General features: G+C 58.4%; 10 protein-coding genes. 5 read left to right on the plus strand and 5 right to left on the minus strand.

Annotated elements, in window-relative coordinates; translation table 11 throughout:
* Positions 1–591 precede the first annotated feature (591 nt).
* Entirely contained in the window at positions 592–1,647 is a 1,056-nt protein-coding gene (locus tag P5540_18775; GenBank protein HRT66858.1) for an alpha/beta hydrolase, read from the minus strand.
* 75 nt (positions 1,648–1,722) lie between these two features.
* On the opposite strand from P5540_18775, the gene P5540_18780 reads away from it, so the two are divergent.
* On the plus strand, positions 1,723–4,098 hold the full coding sequence (locus P5540_18780; protein HRT66859.1) for a glycosyltransferase family 39 protein: 2,376 nt from the start codon (positions 1,723–1,725) through the stop codon (positions 4,096–4,098).
* 147 nt (positions 4,099–4,245) lie between these two features.
* On the plus strand, positions 4,246–6,048 hold the full coding sequence (locus P5540_18785; GenBank protein HRT66860.1) for an acyl-CoA dehydrogenase: 1,803 nt from the start codon (positions 4,246–4,248) through the stop codon (positions 6,046–6,048).
* Between the two features lie 397 nt (positions 6,049–6,445).
* Here P5540_18785 and P5540_18790 read toward each other — a convergent pair whose 3' ends face one another.
* From P5540_18790 to P5540_18805, 4 genes are read right to left on the minus strand one after another with little or no spacing between them, the layout of a single operon-like run.
* The gene (locus tag P5540_18790; protein HRT66861.1) at positions 6,446–7,660 is read right to left on the minus strand and encodes an ABC transporter permease; all 1,215 of its coding nucleotides are present in this window, start codon (positions 7,658–7,660) and stop codon (positions 6,446–6,448) included.
* A gap of 2 nt (positions 7,661–7,662) precedes the next feature.
* Positions 7,663–9,030, minus strand: a complete 1,368-nt coding sequence (locus P5540_18795) for an efflux RND transporter periplasmic adaptor subunit (GenBank protein ID HRT66862.1) — start codon at positions 9,028–9,030, stop codon at positions 7,663–7,665.
* Entirely contained in the window at positions 8,979–9,722 is a 744-nt protein-coding gene (locus P5540_18800; protein HRT66863.1) for an ABC transporter ATP-binding protein, read from the minus strand. The genes P5540_18795 and P5540_18800 overlap by 52 nt, the downstream gene beginning before the upstream one ends.
* 40 nt (positions 9,723–9,762) lie before the next feature.
* Positions 9,763–10,215 carry a hypothetical protein gene (locus P5540_18805; protein HRT66864.1) on the minus strand — a complete coding sequence of 151 codons (453 nt, stop codon included), beginning with the start codon at positions 10,213–10,215 and terminating at the stop codon, positions 9,763–9,765.
* A 330-nt stretch (positions 10,216–10,545) separates the two neighbouring features.
* Between P5540_18805 and P5540_18810 the strand changes: the two genes are divergently transcribed.
* From P5540_18810 to P5540_18820, 3 genes are read left to right on the plus strand one after another with little or no spacing between them, the layout of a single operon-like run.
* A complete protein-coding gene (locus tag P5540_18810) occupies positions 10,546–11,865 on the plus strand; it encodes an efflux RND transporter periplasmic adaptor subunit (protein ID HRT66865.1) in 1,320 nt (439 codons plus the stop codon).
* Between the two features lie 21 nt (positions 11,866–11,886).
* Positions 11,887–15,468 (plus strand): efflux RND transporter permease subunit, encoded by a 3,582-nt coding sequence (locus tag P5540_18815; GenBank protein HRT66866.1) that lies wholly within the window; start codon positions 11,887–11,889, stop codon positions 15,466–15,468.
* Positions 15,465–18,626, plus strand: a complete 3,162-nt coding sequence (locus tag P5540_18820) for an efflux RND transporter permease subunit (protein ID HRT66867.1) — start codon at positions 15,465–15,467, stop codon at positions 18,624–18,626. Before P5540_18815 ends, P5540_18820 begins: the two co-directional genes overlap by 4 nt.
* The last annotated feature ends 174 nt before the right edge of the window (positions 18,627–18,800 follow it).

The following is an 18,800-nucleotide window of genomic DNA, read 5'->3' on the forward strand; positions in this document are numbered from 1 at the left end:
GTCAAACCGTCCCTACGGGACTATCGTTTGGTTTTTTCCCGTGTCCCAGGAGTTCCTCCTAGGCTACGGTCAAACCGTCCCTACGGGACTACCGTTTGGTTTTTCCCCGTGTCCCAGGAGTTCCTCCTGGGCTATGGTCAAACCGTCCCTACGGGACTATCGTTTGGTTTTTTCCCGTGTCCCAGGAATTCCTCCTGGGCTATGGTCAAACCGTCCCTACGGGACTAACCTACCCTTCGCACGACCCCATGTGAAGCAAAGAAACCGGCGAAGAAGCAGGACCAACCTGCCCTTCGCACGACCCCATGCGAGGGGTGTCCTCATCGGTTATGCATAAAGTCCATCGGACGAAAATGTACAAACTCCAGCCTGCGGGTAATCACTCGCGGCTATTCGTGTTTTTCCCATCCGGGGAAATGGGATACTTGCGGCGTCTTGCGAAGAATCCATCCCCGCTACAAAAGCCGCCCCTTCCCGGCGAGGAGACCTGCCGTGTCGAATCGCATGGCGTTGCAACAATATCCCTACTACAGAGGGCGCCTATTCCCGAAGGGGAGCTGAAGATCGCCAAAACCGGAAGAGCCTCCTTTTTTACCGCGCTGCATCGCGCTGCACAAGCCAACCGAGCCCATCCATGAGCATCTTGATGACTTCCTCGCCCTTCTCTTCGCGGTCGGGATGGTTGACGGGATACCAGCGGATTTCCTTGGGTTCGCCCAAAGCCGCAAACAGGGCCTTGCCCGATTCGGGAATGACGACGCCGTCCTTGGAGCCGTTCTGCATCAGGACGGGAATACCCGCGGTCGCGGGAGCGTGAACGAGGGGTTCGGCCGGCGCCAAGACAAAGGCCAGCAGCGGTCCCGCCAACGGCAGTATCCAGCCCGGCAATTCGCGCCGCACTTCGGGCGCCTTGGACAACAACCGCAGATTGCCCCCGCCCACAACAAGGTCGGCCGCCTTGATGCGTTTCTCCTGGGCGAGCAAGGCCGTTCCCGTAATGGCCCCGTAACTGGCGCCCACCAGATAAATGCGATCGCGGGCGATATCGGGACGGGTCACGAGATAGTCAATCAGCCGGCGCGCATCGTGGACGGTTTTCCAGCACCGCGCACGAACCGCCAGCGCCATGGTCGTCACTCCGCCCTCGACTTTGCGCTCGCCCCGCATGTATTGGTCGAAACAGATCATGGCGAATCCGGCCTCGTTGAACGGCGTGCAGATTTTTTCCACAAATTCCTTTTCCTGGTGGCTGCCGTGCAGAAGCACAATGACAGGTACCGGCCCGTCCGCCGAAAAAGGCAGCGTCAGGATGGCCGGCACGCGCTCGCCGGGCCGCGCGTCTATTTCGATGCGCTGGCGCCGGTAACGCGCGGGCGTTTGTTGGCCAAAAGCATTGACCGTCCCTTCGACGGGTTCCGGTTCGGAGGCATACGCATTCAACGGCGCATCGGGATCGTAGCCCTCGTAAAAATGGCGATCGGCATGGATTTTCAGCGCCATGAAGATTGCGACGGCCGCACCAACGGCCAAAACTGCGCCAAGGATCAATCGTTTCAACAGGTCTTCCTCCGTGTGCTGCCGCCCGCATGGAACCGGACCGGCGAGATCCGATAGTGAATCGGGATTGACGGCCTGTATAATAACCATGGAAGGGACGGCCGGCAAACATGTCGAACGCACGCGGCGTCACGGCGCCCACAAACTGTATTTGGAATTTCCCCCATGGCTGACCGCCTGATGCACGGGATTCTAATCGTTCTTGTGGCGGTCGTGGCGCTTTGGATGCGATCCGCCGCCCTGGATCGGCAATCCCTCTGGTACGACGAAGCCCACTGGGCAAAGCCGATGATGGAGTCGCCCAGCCTGTCCGCGTGGATGCTGCGATCGGACGACGCCAACCGCGACATGGTCCCGTTTTATTTCGTGCTGGAATATTTCTGGTACCACCATGTGGCGGGAACCGTCGAGGGAATGCGCTGGCTGAGCGTCCTCATCGGGATGGGTGTCGTCCTCATGACCTATGGCTTTGGCCGGGAACTTTTCGGTTCCTGGGCCGCGCTCATCGCGGGATGCTGCTGTGCGTTGTCCCCCTTGCAGATTTACTACGCCCAGGAGTTGCGTCCCTACGGCTTGATGGCCCTGCTTGGACTCGTGTCCATGTATGCGTTGTACAAAGCATTGTACCGGGGGGGCAAGGGGTGGTGGGCGCTTCACCTCGCGGCGAACGCGCTGCTCATGTGGACACATCTTTTCGGACTCTGGCTGATCGGCGCCGAGGGCATTTTTCTGCTGGCGCGCCACCGCCGCCCCTTCCGATGGCTCCTGGGTTGGGGGGCTGCGAATGCCCTGCCGATGGTTCCGCTCGGCGTGCTCGTGCTGACGTGGAGCAATCCCGGCCAGCCGCCGCTGTACGCCCATTGGACGGAGATGGCGTCCGCATGGCTGTGCATGGATGCGTTTTATCTGGCCACCTTCGTGTTTTACCGGCGTCTGAGCGCCCCGTCCGATTTGTTCGCGGGTCTGCCCCCGGTTTCCCTGCCTCTTTTTGCACTATGCTTGATTTTGCATTCGGTAATTGCCTTGGGGGGCGCATTCGCCTATCTGTGCCGTCCACGGCGGGAAGGAGACACGGCGCTGTTTCTTGTGGCATGGTACGCGCTACCGGGCGCGCTGAACGTGCTGTTCAGTTTGTTGATCGTGCCGGCGTTTCAGCTTCGCTACGTAATTTACAGCGCGCCGGCGCTTTATCTCATGGCGGGGGCGGGCATCGCCGGCCTGCGCAGGCCCGGTTTGCGTTTGATGCTTGCGGGAACCCTGATCGTCTCCATGGGCATCGCGGGTATCGCCGCCGCGTTCTGGCCGGTCCGATCGGAAGGACGGGCGGCCGCTCGTTTTATTCAGGCGAACATCAAGCGAAATGAACGGATCCTTTGGCATCCCGCTTTTTCGCAGGTCAATTTCGAGGCCAATCAGGATCCCGCCCTGCCCCGCGTCACAGTCGAACAACAAGCGGCGCTCCACGATGAATTCGCGGATATCGAAAGCGCCATCGAAAACGGTTCCGGCGTCTGGGTTGTCCATGAACTCTGGAACGCGGATTGCGCGATCCCCCGCGCGGCCATTTTGGAGCGTTACTTGGCCAATCGCCGCATCGCATTCGATAAACGCCTGTTTTTAGGGCGTTGGGACACGGCCGTCTACCGCTGTGCGCGCCTGCCCGAATTCCGGCCGTTCGACGAGCCGGAAGAGATGGCGCGTCTGTTGAAAGGAGCTGCCCCCGGAACGAACGACCTTGCCCTGCGATGGAATCTGTGCCGCGCCCTGATGAAGGGGGGCCATTATACGCTTGCGGCCGCTTTATGCCGCCGTGAACTCGAAGCGGCGCCGGACGATCCGGCGCTTGCCGCGGCGATGGAACGGGATCTGGTCCGGATCGGCTGGAACGACTCGTTGGAAAAGCACGGACAGCACACGGATCACTATGTGGGGAAATGGGCGTGGGCGCTGGCGCGCGCGCTCGAAATGGCCGGCCCGGACGCCGCCGCGGTTGATGAAATGGCGCGTTTATACCGGCGATTTCCAAACAACGACGGCGTGCATGCGGCATGGCGGCGCGTCCTGGAATGCGCCGCCACGCAATCCCGGCCGGAAGAACCCTACCGGCTGGACGACCATTTTCATGACGCCGTGATCCAGGATATTTCCGGCATGCCGCCCGCTGAATCCGGCGTGGAGGTTCGCACCCATCGAATCGGAGATCGTTCGCTCTCCTGTCTGGCCATGACCACGCCCGCCGCGTTGCGCTTCGACCTGACAATTCCGCCGGAATCGGCGTTCCGCGCCTTTTTGGGCGTTGGGAAAGGCGGCATGCCCGTGGCTTTTTCCGTGGAAGCCGCTGAAAACGATTCGACGGGCCTTGTATGGTCGGCATGTGTCGAAGAGGCCGATTCATGGATCGAGGTGTCTGTTCCGCTTCATGCCCATGCGCATAAACGCATGGCGCTGATTTTACGGGCGGACTGTGAATGGCCCGGCCAAACGGCGCTGTGGGGAGAACCCGCGTTATCGCGAGCACGGGACACGCTTGCCCGGCCATGACTTGAAAAGCAGGCGGGAACGGGGACTTCTGGACCGATCGCAAGGTTGATTGCGTTTGGATAGATCTTTAGACTACCCCTCCAAAACGGGCAAACAAAGTGCGGTTGAACGGGTGCGCGGGACGCACCCCGGGAGCAATGGACAATCATGGATGAAATGCTGGTCAATATGCGCAATATCCGATTCATGCTGTATGAGGTATTGGATGTTGAAAGCCTCTGCCGTTTCCCCTATTACGCGGATCACTCGAAGGAAACGTTCGATCTTGCGCTGGAGACCGCGGATCAGATGGCGCGTGAAGTCTTCTGGCCCGCTTTTCAGGTCATGGATCAAGAAGGCGCCCGATTCGACGGGCGGCAAGTTTCCGCGCCGCCAGCCATGCACGCGATTTGGCGGCAATTCCGCGACGGCGGGTGGTTCGCACCGGATGTGGCCTACGAAAAGGGTGGCCAGCAGTTTCCGCTGACGTTGTATGCGGCGGCGTTCCTGTTGTTCAACAGCGGCAACACGTCGGCCTGCATGTATCTAGGCGGCGCGAGCGGCGCGGGGCGCCTCATTGAAAATCACGGCAGCGAACAGTTGAAAGACTGGTTCCTGCTCAAATTGTATTCGGGCGAGTGGGGCGGCACGATGGCGTTGACGGAACCGGACGCGGGCACGTCGCTCGGCGACATCACGACAACCGCCCGGAAAGCGCCCGAGGGGGATTATTACCTGATCAAAGGGATAAAGCGGTTCATATCGTCCGGCGATCACGACCTTGCCGAAAATATCGTCCACCCGGTGCTTGCGCGCATTGAGGGCGCTCCGCCGGGCATTAAGGGGATCAGCCTGTTCATCGTCCCCAAGTATCGCGTCAATCCGGACGGCACACCGGGCGATTTCAACGACGTCGCGGCAACGGGACTCGAACACAAGATGGGACTGAAAGGCCAAGCCACGGCGACGCTGGCGTTCGGCGACAAGAACGATTGCCGGGGCTGGCTCCTCGGCGAACCCAACAAAGGCCTGTCGTATATGTTCGAGCTCATGAACACCGCACGGGTGTTCACGGGCATTCAGGCGGTCGGACAGGCCTCGGCCGCGTACCATTGCGCGTTGCGCTACGCGAACGAGCGCCTGCAGGGCCGCGAAATCACGAGCAAGGACCCCACGACGCCCCCCATCGCCATCATCAACCATCCCGACGTGCGCCTCATGCTGCTCAGGCAGAAGGCGTTCGTGGAAGGCTGCATCGGCTTGATCCTTTACTGCGCCAACAAGGCCGATATTCGCAAGGTCACCCAGGACCCCGAGGAGTACCGGCGGGTGGACCTGTTGCTGGAATTACTGACCCCCTGCTGCAAGGCGCACGGCGCGGACGGCGCATTCGATTCCATTCGCACGGCGATGCAGTGCTTTGGCGGGGTCGGCTACTCGGAAGAATTCCCCATCGCGCAAATGTTGCGCGACAACAAGGTCTTTTCCATCTATGAAGGGGCGAACGGTATCCAGGCGCTCGATCTGCTTGGACGCAAAGTACCGCTGCAGGCCGGCGAGGCTGTACGCATTCTGATGGGCGAAATGGCCGAAACGATTCAGGAGGCGGATGCGCTGGATCCCTTGAAGGACATTGCCGCCAAGGTGCGCGAGACGCAGGATGCCGTGATCGCCGTGACAATGCAACTGGCAGGCATCGGCATGTCGGGCGACATACCCCTCTATGTCTGCAACGCCTCCGATTACCTCGAAATGTTTTCGCGGCTGGCCGTCGGTTGGCAGTTGCTCATGCAGGCGGTTGTCGCGCAAAAAGCTCTCGACGCCGGCGCGCAGGAACAGGCATTCTATCAGGGCAAGATCGCCACAGCCCGATTCTACGCCAACCGCGTGCTGCCGCATGCCGTCACCACGGCGAATATCCTCAAGGCAAACGAACGCACGGCGCTGGATTTCGATCCCGCGTGGTTTTGACGCAAACCGCCGGGTGATTCAGCAGTCGGCGGTTGGAAAAACGTCAAAGAAAATAAAGGGCTTTACGCACGGGTTGCCGCCCTTGAAGTCCCTTCATGAGAGCACCGTGTTCGCCGAGTCGTGAACGTCCCGGGATGTAACGCCGATTTCCAAATCGGCTGGATGAAATACGACATGCCGATTTGGAAATCGGCGCTACAAGGCAGCCATTTTCGATTTCAGCACAAGATTTCGTTGCCTGATCCGACATGAAATTGCCCGGAAATGCCAATCTTTGTGGAAATTCTCATTCTTTTTTCCCAAGAACCCGGTACTCTCAAGGCCCCTTGTGTCCCTGAATATCTTGCCTTGGACACGGCCTTTCTTTCGTCAAATGCCGAATCCAATCGAAGGAAGTCTATTCATAACGCAGGGCTTCGACGGGATCCACGCCGGAGGCCTTCACGGCCGGATATACCCCGAAAAACACGCCGACGGTAAAACTAAACACGAATGCCGTCATGACAGACCACATCGAGATGAATACCGGAAGGGAGGGATACATCAACCGTAGGATCAGGGTGCCGAACCATGCGATGCCGATGCCGACGGATCCGCCCAGCACGCTCAAGGTTACGGCTTCGATCAGAAACTGCAATCCAATGTCGCGTCGTTTCGCGCCGACCGCCTTGCGAACACCGACCTCGCGAATGCGTTCACGCACGGACACAAGCATAATGTTCATGATCCCGATACCGCCGACGACCAACGATATCGCCGCAATGCCGGCCAGCATGAACCGTAGCATGTCGAATATCTTGCCGAACGCGCCCAGCAGACCGTCCTGATCGTTGACGGTGAAATCCTCGTTGTAATCGTGCGCCGCCGTGAGAATCCGGCGGATGGATTCCACCGCGGGCTTGATGTCTTCCGGGCTGCGCGCGGACGCGATGATTTCGAACAGGGTGTTTTCACCGCCGTAGAACATTTCCTGGCCGCTGGGCAGCGGCACCAGCACGATATCGTCAAGGTTGATGCCCATCATCATGCCTTTGCGTTCCATGATGCCGACAATCACATGTTTCATGCGATTGATGGAGATCCGCTCGTGCAAGGCCGGCTTGTCGCCGAAGATAGCCTTCTTGACATCCTGTCCGATGATGCAGACCTTCATGTTTTTTTCGATGTCCTGCGCCGTGATGAAGCGGCCCTGCTGCATGTGCAACTGGCGGATGTCGGCGAAGTCCTCCATCACGCCCAGCATGATGCAATTCCGTTCGAGATTGCCGTAACGCAGTTGGGCCGTGCCCAGGACATTGCCGGATACCCCCCTGATGCCAAACGCCTTGCGCTTGATTTCCTTCGCGTTTTCCGTCGTCAACTTTCGGAAACTGCCCGCGTTGACCACAATCATGCTTGACGTGGTCTCCTGCTTGCCGGGCGAGATGAGTATGATGTTGCTGCCCATTCCGGCAAATTCGTTTTCAACGTATTTTTGCGCGGCCTCGCCGAGCGCCACGAGCAGAATGACCGACATGACCCCAATGATAACGCCCAAAGTCGTCAAAAAAGAGCGCACCTTGTTTTGCGAAAGGCTGCGCAGGGCGGTCAATATGCACTCGACGAGACTCATGATTAGTCCAGCGATTCCACCACGCGCACCTTGACGCCATCCTTCAATTCTTTCAGGCCGACGGACGTGATGACCGTTTCCCCCTCCTTCAATCCGCCCAGCACTTCGCGCGACAGCCAGTTTCCGATTCCCACCTCCACTTTTCGCTTGATCGCACGCCCGTTTTCAATGACATAGGCTTCCTCTTCACGGATAAGAGCCTCGGCGGGCACGAACAGCACGTCGTCTTTTTCCTGGGCAATGATGATGACGTCCGCGGACATGCCCGCAAGCAGTTTGCCCTGGCCGCCTTCAAGATGGACGTCTATATCGAGGGTGCGGCTCAAATCAATGTTGCGGCTAATCGTCGGGGAAATGAAATCCACCACGCCGATGAAATCTTCTCCACGATAGGCATCGAAGCTGACACGCGCCTTTTGGCCGACTTTGATTTCCATGGCGTTGGCTTCGTCGAAAGGCGATTTGACGTAAAATTCCGAATCGTCCACCAATTGGACCAGCGCCGTCGGCGAACCAACCGACAAGCCGGAAGCGGCGCCGCTCGTCGTGGCGCCGCCCGCCATGCCCGCGCCGCCGGCGCTCGCCCCGCCCAATCCGCCCATCGCACCGCCCAAACCGGCGCCAAGCCCACTCCCGACCACTTCGCCGAGGTCAACGAAAACTTTCGCCACCACGCCGGAAAAGGGCGCCCGCACATAGGCTTTGTCCCGCATTTCCGTGGCCAACCGGAGAGCCGCCTGCAACTGTTCGATCAGGGATTCGGCCGATTTGATTTCTTCCCGGCGCACCAGCGTTTCTTTTTCCGCGGCCCTTGCGGCGACGTCCGTTTCCTTGGCCACGCGGTACATGAGGCCGACCTTGTCGAAATCGCTTTGCGACACGGCCTGCCGGTCCGACAGGGCTTTGACACGATCGAAGTCCGCCTTGGCCACATCGAGTTGCGCTTCCGCCTGGACCACACGGGTCCGCGCGATTTCCTCGTAGATGGTGGCGGCGATCTTGACCTGTTCAAGGCGCGACTGGCCCACTCGGAGATTGGCCTCGGCCAAAGCCACCTGGGCGTCCAGTTCGGCGTGATCGAGTTCCAGCAGCACGTCGCCTTCCTTGACCCGGTCGCCTTCCTTCACGTGCTTTTTGATAATCTTTCCGATGGTGCTGGCCGCGACCATCGAATCAATCTTCGGCTTGACCGTGCCGGACGCCATGGCGGTGATTGTCTGTTCGACATGCCCCTTTTTCAGGACCGTCGCGGTGACGTTCACGACCGGCTCGCGCTGAAAGTAGTACACCACCGGCGCGGCCAGTACGGCCAAGGCAATCAACCAGCCAACGATTTTAGTTCCCAGTTTCTTTGCTCGTGTGTCCGCCATTCGTCTTTTACCAGTTTTCCGTCCCGGAAGGTCATAATGCGCTGCGCATGTTCGGCGACCTCACGCTCGTGAGTCACCATGACTATCGTATTTCCGTTGCGATGCAATTCCCCGAAAAGGGCAAGAATGCTCTCGCCGCTGGCCGTGTCCAGATTGCCCGTCGGCTCGTCCGCGAAGAGGATTGACGGTTTGTTGATCAAGGCGCGGGCGACCGCCACCCGCTGGCGTTGTCCGCCGGACATTTCGTTGGGCTTGTGATACATGCGATCACCCAAGCCGACGGCTTCCAGCGCCTCTTGGGCCCGGCGCGTCCGCTCCTTGCGGGCAACGCCGTCGTACAATAACGGAAGTTCCACATTGGCCAACGCCGTCTGTCGAGAGAGAAGATTGAAATTCTGGAAGACAAACCCGATTTCGTGATTACGAATCTCGGCCAACCGGTTGTCAGACAATTCACTGACCAGGGTGCCGTTGAGGGTATACGTGCCCGACGAGGGTCTGGAAAGGCAGCCCAAAATATCGAGCAGGGTCGTCTTGCCCGAACCGGAAGGCCCCATGATGGCGACGAAGGTGCCGCGCTGAATGGAAAAGGAAACACCCTGCAACGCATGGACGACGGTTTCGCCCATGTCGAACGTCTTTTTCAGATTCTCTACGCGAATCAACGAATTGGCCGCTTCGGATAATCCCATAACCCTCACTATAACATTTTTTTCATAGAATGTGACAGGCTCAAGCACAGCCAAGTTTCGTTTTTTCTCTTGATTCGCCTAATTGGGGGGAATAGTTGACTTTATCACAATAAAAAGCATGGGGGAACGAGGAGGTTGACGCCATTGCCGATAAAAAGGTTCCCGCCCAACCACAAACCGATCGGAAATGCGGGTTGGAGACTCTGCTGCCTGTAATACCCACCCGGCTGCCAATGTAAAGTATAGGGTAATCGGGTTGTTTTTGCCCGGCAAACGAAGTGCCGGCACGAAAGACTGTATTTTTTTCAAATTGCGCCGGCAAACCATCCCAAGCACGGAGGGAACTGTGAGAAATCCGATAGATAGAAAAAACGTCGCCTTCCAACGGGAGGCTGTTTTTCGTCCGATGACATGGCCGATCGTTCCGTTTGGGTTGAACAGAAAGCGACGCCATTCCGATCGATTCTCCCGCCCTATTTTTCTTTCGTTTCATTGGACAAATCATTTCTTCTTTTGCGATTTCCTCGCAAGGCAGGGAAAAGCCGCAACGGAAAAAGTCTTATCCCTGACCGCAACATCACGACTGGCCAAAATTGGGGCAAGTATAGCGTCTCTAGTGTTTCCGCTGCAAACGGACCCAACAGGTTGTGTTTCAAATCATGAAACCGCCCCATTCGCCAAGTGGTCTGATATTTGGAATGGATCTTTGCGCAAGATTGACCTTGAACGTTCCGGCATATTACCATTACATTCACTCAAGACTTTGCATCCGGAGCGTATGCGCACGGTCAGCGTGAGCACAAAGAGAAAGCACGGAGGTTTCATGCGCAGGTGGATATATATTTGCGGAGCCGTTTGGCTGGTTTTGGCAGGAGCCGGCTGCGGTGTCCGTTCGGCGAATGTTTCCGCCGAGGTGGAAAAACCCGGCGCTTCACCGACCGCCAAGTCGAGTGAAGAAACGGTGGTCATTCCGGTTCAGGCTGAATTGCCCCAGCGGGGGGATATCAGTTCCCATTTCGAGACGACCACGCGCGTGGATGCCGAGAATCGGGTCCAAGTCGTGGCCGAAGGCGTGGGCGAATGCGTAAAAGTATTGGCCCAAGAAGGCGATCAGGTCAAGGCCGGCCAGATTTTGGCCGAACTTGACAAGACGGAGGCGTTGGCCGTGCTTGGCCAGACGGAAGTCCATGTGCGCCAGAGCAAGACAGCGCTTGAAATAGCCGAAAAGAGCCTTGCCGAGGGTATCGGCGCGAAGGCCGAGCGGGACAATGCCCAGTTTGCCCATGAACAGGCCCTTGCCACCCTCAACATGCAAAAGGTCAATCTCGACCGTCTGACCATCAAGGCGCCCATCAACGGCATTATCACCCGCAAGAACATCCAGGAAGGGCAGGTGGTCGCCACCGGTGTGCCGGTCTTCAGCATCGTCGATCCGGCCAGTTTCATGCTCGTGATCGCCCCCCCCGAAAAGGAACTGGCCCGTTTGCAGGTCGGCCAGATTGCCAAAGTCAAGGTGGACGCCCTTGGCGAAGAGGAATTCGAGGCCACCGTGCGGCGGATCAATCCGGGCGTGGATCCGTTGACGGGAACCGTCAAAGTGACCCTGGATTTCGATCCGGGAACGCGCGAGAAATTGCGCGAGGCCGCATTTTGCCGTGTTCGTCTCGTGATGGAAACCCATGAAAACGCGCTGCTTGTGCCCAAGGATGCCGTCGTCGAGGAAAACGCGCGCAAATATCTGTTCATCGTCGAACCGGCGCAAAAAGAATCCGAATCCCATGCGGCGGACACATCCGCGGATTCCCCGGACGAACCGCCGGACGAAACCGTCATGGACAGCCCTTCCGAAGAAACGGTTGAGGCGTCCGATCGGGTGTATGTCGCGACACGGGTGGAAATCCAAACCGGATTGGAGGACACCAAGTTCGTGGAGGTTCTTTCGGGAATCAGCGACGATTCGCTTATTGTCACACTCGGCCAGCACACCTTGAAATCCGGCAGCCACGTCCGCCTGACCAACGCAACGGACGAAATCCTGTCCAAAGCGGGTTTGAGCGCGGAAGAAGCCCTGAAAATCGCGAAAGAAAAACGAGCCAACGAAGGACCCGTCACGAAACCGGTGTCCAGGAAACGGTTTCGATAAGATGGCCGCTGGAAATAACCGATGAGCGAGACGTCCGCGAAGCCCAAATACCGCCTTGCCATCCGCCGGCCGGTGGCCATCTCCATGATCTTTCTGACCATCATCGTGTTCGGTTGGAAATCGTATCAGCTTCTCCCCGTGACACTCATGCCGAACATTTCGTACCCGACGCTTACGGTGCGCACGGAGTACGAGGGCGCGGCCCCGGAAGATGTCGAAAAACTCGTGACCCGTCCGCTGGAGGAAGTGCTCAGCATCGTGACGGGCCTTGTTGAGATCAGCAGCGTGTCGTCGGCGAGCGTATCGGACATTACGCTTGAATTCATCTGGGGCACGGACATGAACATCGCCCTGCAGGAAGTCCGCGACCGCCTCGACCTTTTCGATCCACCGAAGGAAATCACTGAAAAACCCGTCATTTTGCGCTACGATCCCTCGCTCGATCCGATCATGCGCGTGGCGATCACCGGCGCCGATTTTGCCGATGTGAGCGATCCGGATCGCCGGGCTGAATTGATAAAAAAGGACCTGACAAGCATCCGCGAAGCCGCCGAGCGGCATGTCAAGAGCGATCTCGAAGCCGAAACGGGCATCGCGCAGGTGCTGATCAAGGGAGGCCGCCAGCAGGAGGTCCAGATCCGGGTTGACGCTGAACGGCTGAAGAATCTGGGGCTTTCGCTACAGGATGTCGCCAACAGCCTTGCCCAGCAGAACATCAATCTTTCGGGCGGCCGCTTGCGCGAAGGAAAAACCGAGTACCTTGTGCGCACGCTCAACGAGTTTCGCGACATCGAGGAAATCCGCGGAAGCCTGATCGCATCGGCAAAGGGCCAGCAACTCCGGCTTTCCGACGTGGCCGAAGTCAACATCGGCGAGAAGGAACGCGAAACCGTCGTCCATATCAACGGCAAGGAAGCCGTTGCCATGGACATTTTCAAGGACGGCGACGCCAACACGGTGCAGGTTTGCAACAAACTGAAAGATATTCTCGGTTTTTCGCGGGAAATGTCTTTCAGCGAACGCTTGACCGATCTGCTGACGCAACTCCAGCAGAGCGGCCAGATGCAGGCCACGCTTGAGCGGGCCGGATCCCGTGAGCAACTGGCCAAGACCATCAAGTCCCGCTTGCCCAAATCCGCCCAAATGACCATGGTAACCGACCAGTCGCGTTTCATCAAGGGATCCATCAAGGAAGCGCAGGATGCGGCCATCCAAGGCGGCATGTGGGCCTTGCTGGTCATTTTCCTTTTTTTGCAACGCCTCAGCCCGACCGTAATCATTGGAGTCGCAATCCCGATTTCGCTGATTGCCACATTCATTCCCATGTATTCGTTTGGGATCACGCTCAACGTGATGTCGCTGGGCGGACTTGCCTTGGCGGTCGGGCATTTGGTGGACGATTCGATCATCGTTTTGGAAAGCATTCATCGTTGCCGGGAGGAAGGCGACGAGGGCAATGACGCCATCGAGCGGGGTATTCGCGAAATCATCGGGGCCGATATTTCGACGACCATCACCAATATCGTCGTATTCCTGCCAATCGCCTTCGTCGGGGGCATTGCAGGGCAGATTTTCGGGCATTTCGGCTTTACCATGACCTTCTCGCTGGCCGCCTCGCTCATCACGGCCCTCTATCTCGATCCGATGCTGACTTCCCTGCATTGGGGACGCAAAGAGACCGGCTCCGACGTTTTATGGGTGCTTCGCGGTTATCATGCGTCGCGCCAACAAGGCATGGGGCGCGCGGCCTCGTTTGTGCGCATTATCCCCTTGGGGCTGGCCGATGCAAAGGAATGGTTGGCGGAAACCACGCGGGATATTTTTGGTCCCAGTTTTGCGACATTTCAGGCGCTGCGCACAGGCGTCAGCCTGCGGAAACTGCTCCGGGGATTGGCCACGTTGCTCGTGCTGCCCGTAATCGTCACATTGTACCTGTTGCAGATTGCCCTGAAACTTGTTTCCACGGTGCTCATTACCATCGTCTTCGCCTTGTCGCTCGTTCTAATGGCGGGGATCTATGCGGCGGCCTTGCTGTTCCGGGTTATTCTCTGGCTGCCATTGAAAGCCTTCAATGCCTTTTTCGCCGTGTTTCGCGCAGGCTATGCACGGCTCCTCAAGGTCTCGCTGCAATTCGGGCCGGTCGTCCTGCTGATTGCGGCGCTGATGGCGGCCCAATCGGGTTTTCTGCTGACCCGGCTTGGGCGTGAATTGATCCCCCCCCTAAAACAGGGCGAGTTCACCATTCGGATGGAAGCGCCGCCCGGCACGCGCCTTGAAGAAACCGAAAAGCGCGCCCGGAATGTCGAACAGGTCCTTCTGGCCAATCCTAATGTCGCCTCGGTGGGTCTCGAAGTCGGCCTCGAAAAAACCAGCACCAAGGGCGAACGCGGCGAAAACATCGCCCAGTTCAATGTGCTTCTCAAGAATCCCGAAACGGCCACCGAGCACCAGGAACGGATCATGTCGGAGTTGCGCGATCAGTTGGTCGCAATGGCCTACGAGCAATTTACTTTCAGCCTGCCGACGTTGTTCAGTTTCAAGACGGCCGTCGAGGTTCAGGTACGCGGCGACGATTACCAGGAACTGCGGCGCGTCGGCACGCGGGCGCTCGATGCCCTACGCGACATCGAAGGCCTGAAAGACGTGGAACTGAGCGTGAAGAAGGGCTACCCGGAAATCATTATCGAGTTGGACCGCGATCTGCTTGCGTCGAAAAACCTCTCCCCCATCCAAGTGGCGCAGCGACTTCGATCAGAAGTACAAGGCGACGTGGCCACACGATTCAGTTCGGGCGGTGAGAAAATGGACATTCGCGTGCGATCGGACCAGGAGCGCCTGCAATCGGTAAGCGATTTGCGGACCGTGTCCATCACGGACGGCACGCCGCCCATACCCCTCGAATCGGTCGCCAAGATCTCCGTGCAGGATGGTCCCAGCGAACTACGCCGCATTGATCAGCGTCCGGTGGTGCTGATTCGGGGCAATGTCGAGGGGTTCGACTTGGGCACTGTCACGCGGGAGATCGAGCAACGCCTGCAGAAGGTGGAAAAACCCAAAGACTACAGTTTTGTTCTGGGCGGCCAAAACCGCGAATTGCGGACCTCTTTCAGCAACCTGCAATTTGCGCTGATTCTTTCCATCTTCCTCGTGTACGCCGTCATGGCCTGCCAATTCGAATCGTTGATACAGCCGGCGTTGATCATGTTCACGGTGCCGCTGGGTTTCATCGGCGTGATAGACGTCCTCTATCTGCTGGACATCCCATTGAGTGTCGCCGTGTTCATGGGCGGAATCCTGCTCGTCGGCATCGTGGTGAACAACAGCATCCTGCTGGTGGATTATGCCAACCAGTTGCGCGAGCGGGGCCGCACGAAGCGGCAGGCCATCTATGAATCGGGCCAAGTTCGCCTGCGTCCGGTGTTGATGACCTCCCTGACGACGATTGTGGGGGCAATCCCCATGGCGGTGAATACGGGCCAAGGCACGGAATTGCGGCGCCCCTTGGCCATCACGGTCATTGCGGGGCTGACGATAGCGACCATGTTGACCCTTTTGGTGATACCCGTTATGTATGATCTGTTCAGCGGACGGGACCGGCGGTGAAATTTTCCTTGCCAGCGTTTTCTCTGCGGCATCCGGTTGCGGTGCTTATGACATTGGCGTCGTGTGTCGGCGTCGGCATCATCGCGTGCTATGCAATGCCGCTCAAGTTCCTGCCGGAAATGGATTTTCCCTTCATCGGATCCTTCATGCCCTATCCCGGGGCCACCCCCCAACAGGTTGAGCGCGAGATTGCCATACCGGCCGAGGGCGAATTCCGCACGATCCCCGGCGTCAGCCGCATTTGGAGTTCCTCAACCACGGACGGCTGCCGGATCAACATGCGGTTCGAAAGCGGCACGAACATGGCCACGGCCTCGGCCGAGGTGCGCGACCGCATCGAGCGACTGAAACTCAAGCTGCCCAAGGACGTGGACCGAATCCTTCTTTTCCGCCATAATTCGAACTCCATTCCGATCATGGCGTTTGGCCTGTTTCGCGCGGGGGACGAAATGGAGTTCATCCATCTGGTGCGGACGATCATCCGATCGCGTTTGTCCCGCGTGGAAGGGGTCGCCGAAGTCACCATTTTTGCCAGCAAGCCGGAACCCGAAGTCCTTATCGAGTTCGACCAGAACCGGCTCAAGACGCACAACGTGGCCCTTTACCAAGTGGTGGGCCTGTTGCAAACCGCGAACTTGAATATGTCGGTCGGCTCCCTGAACGATGCCGGCAACAAGTTCTACGTCCGCGTGACCGACGAATACAACCGTCCGGAGGATTTGGCCGAGATTGTCATATCGCCGTCGGGTCTGCGCCTCAAGGATGTCGCCCAGGTGAGTTTCCGCACCCGCGAGGCGGAAGGGCATTACGACATTGACGACAAAGGCGGCGCCTTCATCATTATTCGCAAGGAATCCGAGGCCAACGCCGTTCAAACTTGCCGCAATGTGCTGGAGGAAATCGGGCGCATCAAGGCGGACCCGGCGTTCGAGGGCGTCGAGGAAAAAATCTTCTTTGATCAATCGGAATTGATTCTGACCGCACGAGACGGCCTGATCCACGAAGGCCAGGCGGGCGGCCTATTGGCCATCATCGTCCTGTACATTTTCCTCCTGCGGCTCCGCCCCACCCTGGTTGTCGCGCTGGCCATCCCCGTTTCGATGGTAACCGCCCTGGGCTACATGTATTTCACGGGCCTGACGCTCAACATGATCACGATGGTTTCGATGATCGTCGCGGTGGGCATGCTGGTAGACGACGCCATCGTGGTGGTCGAGAACATTTTCCGCTACCGGCAGTTGGGCCTCGATCCCGTGACCAGCGCCATCCGGGGCACGCAGGAAGTCATGGTGGCCGTCACGGCTTCGACCATCACCACCGTCGTGGTGTTCATCCCGGTCTTTTACATGCAAAGCGGCGAGATGGCGGCCTACATGAAGCAATTTGCCGTGCCCATGACCGCCGCCCTGTTTGCGAGTCTCTTTGTGGCCTTTACGCTGATTCCGCTGAGCACCAGCCGCATGAAACAGGAAAAGCCCAAGAATCGCCGCGGGGAGGATTCAAGCGCATGGAACCGCTGGCGCCTGCTGCGATTCTTCCAGGTTCATCCTATTACCCGCCTTATTCATTTGTACGCGAAGATCTTGGATCTTTCCCTGCGGCGGCGTCTGGCGAGCGTGGTGGCCATCGGCGCCGTCATGCTCGTCACGGCCTATTTCCCCTATCGGCGCGTGGGCATGCAGGACATGCCCACCCTCGACCTGCGGGAAATAGATGTACGGGTCGATCTCGACCAAAACTTTGACATGGCCATGGCGACCGACGTGTTCGAGCAACTCAAGGACGCCATCAAGAAACAGCGCGACGAACTCGACATTAAAAACCTCTTTACCCGCTACGGACCCGGAGGCGGTTCCATAGACGTTTACCTGAAAAAACCGGAAGAATACCCGGTCGGGCAGAAACCCCCGTATTCGACGCAGGATGCGCTCAATATCCTCTGGCAACGCCTGCCGGCCAAGCTGCCCGGCGTGGACATTCAACTGGCAATGCCGGAAACCCGCCGCGAGGGCGAAACGGCCAAAACGGTGTCGGTGCGCCTTTCGGGAGACGACTCGCTGCGGCTTGCCCAATTGGCGGAACAATTCCAATGGTTGATGCGGTCGTTGCCGAACATCACGGACGTCAACATCGGCGTGCCGCGCACCAAGCAGGAAGTCCAGTTGCAGGTGGACGGTCCGCGGGCGGACAGCGCGGGGATCAATCCGTCCGTGATCGCCCGCACGGTGGATGTGGCCTTGCGCGGCAACCGCCTGCCGTACCTCAAACAGGGTGGGCGCGAATTTCCGGTCTGGGCCCAATTTCGCGAAGAAGACCGGAAAAGCAAGGACAACCTTGAAAATGTCGCCGTCATCGGCAAAACGGGCCTTGTGCCACTCAACCAGCTGGTCAGCTTCGGCAAAGCGGAAATTCCCGCCAGCATCGAACGGATAGACGGCCGCAACGTCATCGGGATATCGGGCAAAGTGTCCGTCAACGACCTGATGCAAGTCCAGCGCGAATTACGCCGCCTGATGGCCTCGATCGAACTGCCCACCGGCTACACCATTGACGTCGGAGACGAGTTCCGCGAACTCAACGCGAATCTGGCCAATTTCGGCACAACCCTTTCCATGGCCGTCATTCTCATCTACATCGTGATGGCGGCGCTCTTCGAATCCCTGCTGCTCCCCCTTTCGATTCTCATGTCCGTTCCGCTGGCCTTCATCGGCGTTTACTGGGGCTTGTACATCACAGGTACCTCCCTGGACACGATCGGCCTCATCGGATGCATTCTGATGGTGGGGGTGGTGGTGCGCAACGGGATCGTCATCGTGGACCACATCAACCTGCTGCGATCGCAGGGCATGACGCGCCACGAGGCCGTCGTCCAGGCCGGACGCGACCGCTTCCGCCCCGTCATGATGACGGCGCTCACGACCATCCTCGGCATTATGCCCCTGGCCTTTGAAAGCCGGTCGGGCGGCACCGTTTCCTTTATCAGCCTCGGACGATCCCTGGTCGCCGGCCTTACCACCGGCACCATCCTCACCCTGGTGATTGTGCCGCTGTTCTACACACTTATCGAAGACGTCAAAGACTTTATCGTGCACTTCTTCGGCGCTTTTCACCGGTTGCGTCCCGCACCGATGCCCGTGCCATCCAAATCCCCGGATTGATGACGGCGGCATCCCCGCCGACCGCCATTTACACAAAGCCCCCTGCTGCATAGATTCCCGCTGAACCAAGAAATCCCTTGCCCCTTGGAGATTCCGACATGCCCATGTCTTACCCCTTGAACGGAAGTTGAGTAATTCGTTTTTGGGCAGGCTTGTCCCGTAAGGCTTTGGGGG

It is taken from the genome of Candidatus Hydrogenedentota bacterium, assembly GCA_035450225.1.
Lineage (GTDB): Bacteria > Hydrogenedentota > Hydrogenedentia > Hydrogenedentales > SLHB01 > DSVR01.

Bases quoted from the DNA above. Each gene is read 5' to 3' on its own strand.
- P5540_18775 (HRT66858.1), bottom strand. From the start codon at position 1,647: ATGGTTATTATACAGGCCGTCAATCCCGATTCACTATCGGATCTCGCC.
- P5540_18780 (HRT66859.1), top strand. From the start codon at position 1,723: ATGGCTGACCGCCTGATGCACGGGATTCTAATCGTTCTTGTGGCGGTC.
- P5540_18785 (HRT66860.1), top strand. From the start codon at position 4,246: ATGGATGAAATGCTGGTCAATATGCGCAATATCCGATTCATGCTGTAT.
- P5540_18790 (HRT66861.1), bottom strand. From the start codon at position 7,660: ATGAGTCTCGTCGAGTGCATATTGACCGCCCTGCGCAGCCTTTCGCAA.
- P5540_18795 (HRT66862.1), bottom strand. From the start codon at position 9,030: ATGGCGGACACACGAGCAAAGAAACTGGGAACTAAAATCGTTGGCTGG.
- P5540_18800 (HRT66863.1), bottom strand. From the start codon at position 9,722: ATGGGATTATCCGAAGCGGCCAATTCGTTGATTCGCGTAGAGAATCTG.
- P5540_18805 (HRT66864.1), bottom strand. From the start codon at position 10,215: ATGAAACGAAAGAAAAATAGGGCGGGAGAATCGATCGGAATGGCGTCG.
- P5540_18810 (HRT66865.1), top strand. From the start codon at position 10,546: ATGCGCAGGTGGATATATATTTGCGGAGCCGTTTGGCTGGTTTTGGCA.
- P5540_18815 (HRT66866.1), top strand. From the start codon at position 11,887: ATGAGCGAGACGTCCGCGAAGCCCAAATACCGCCTTGCCATCCGCCGG.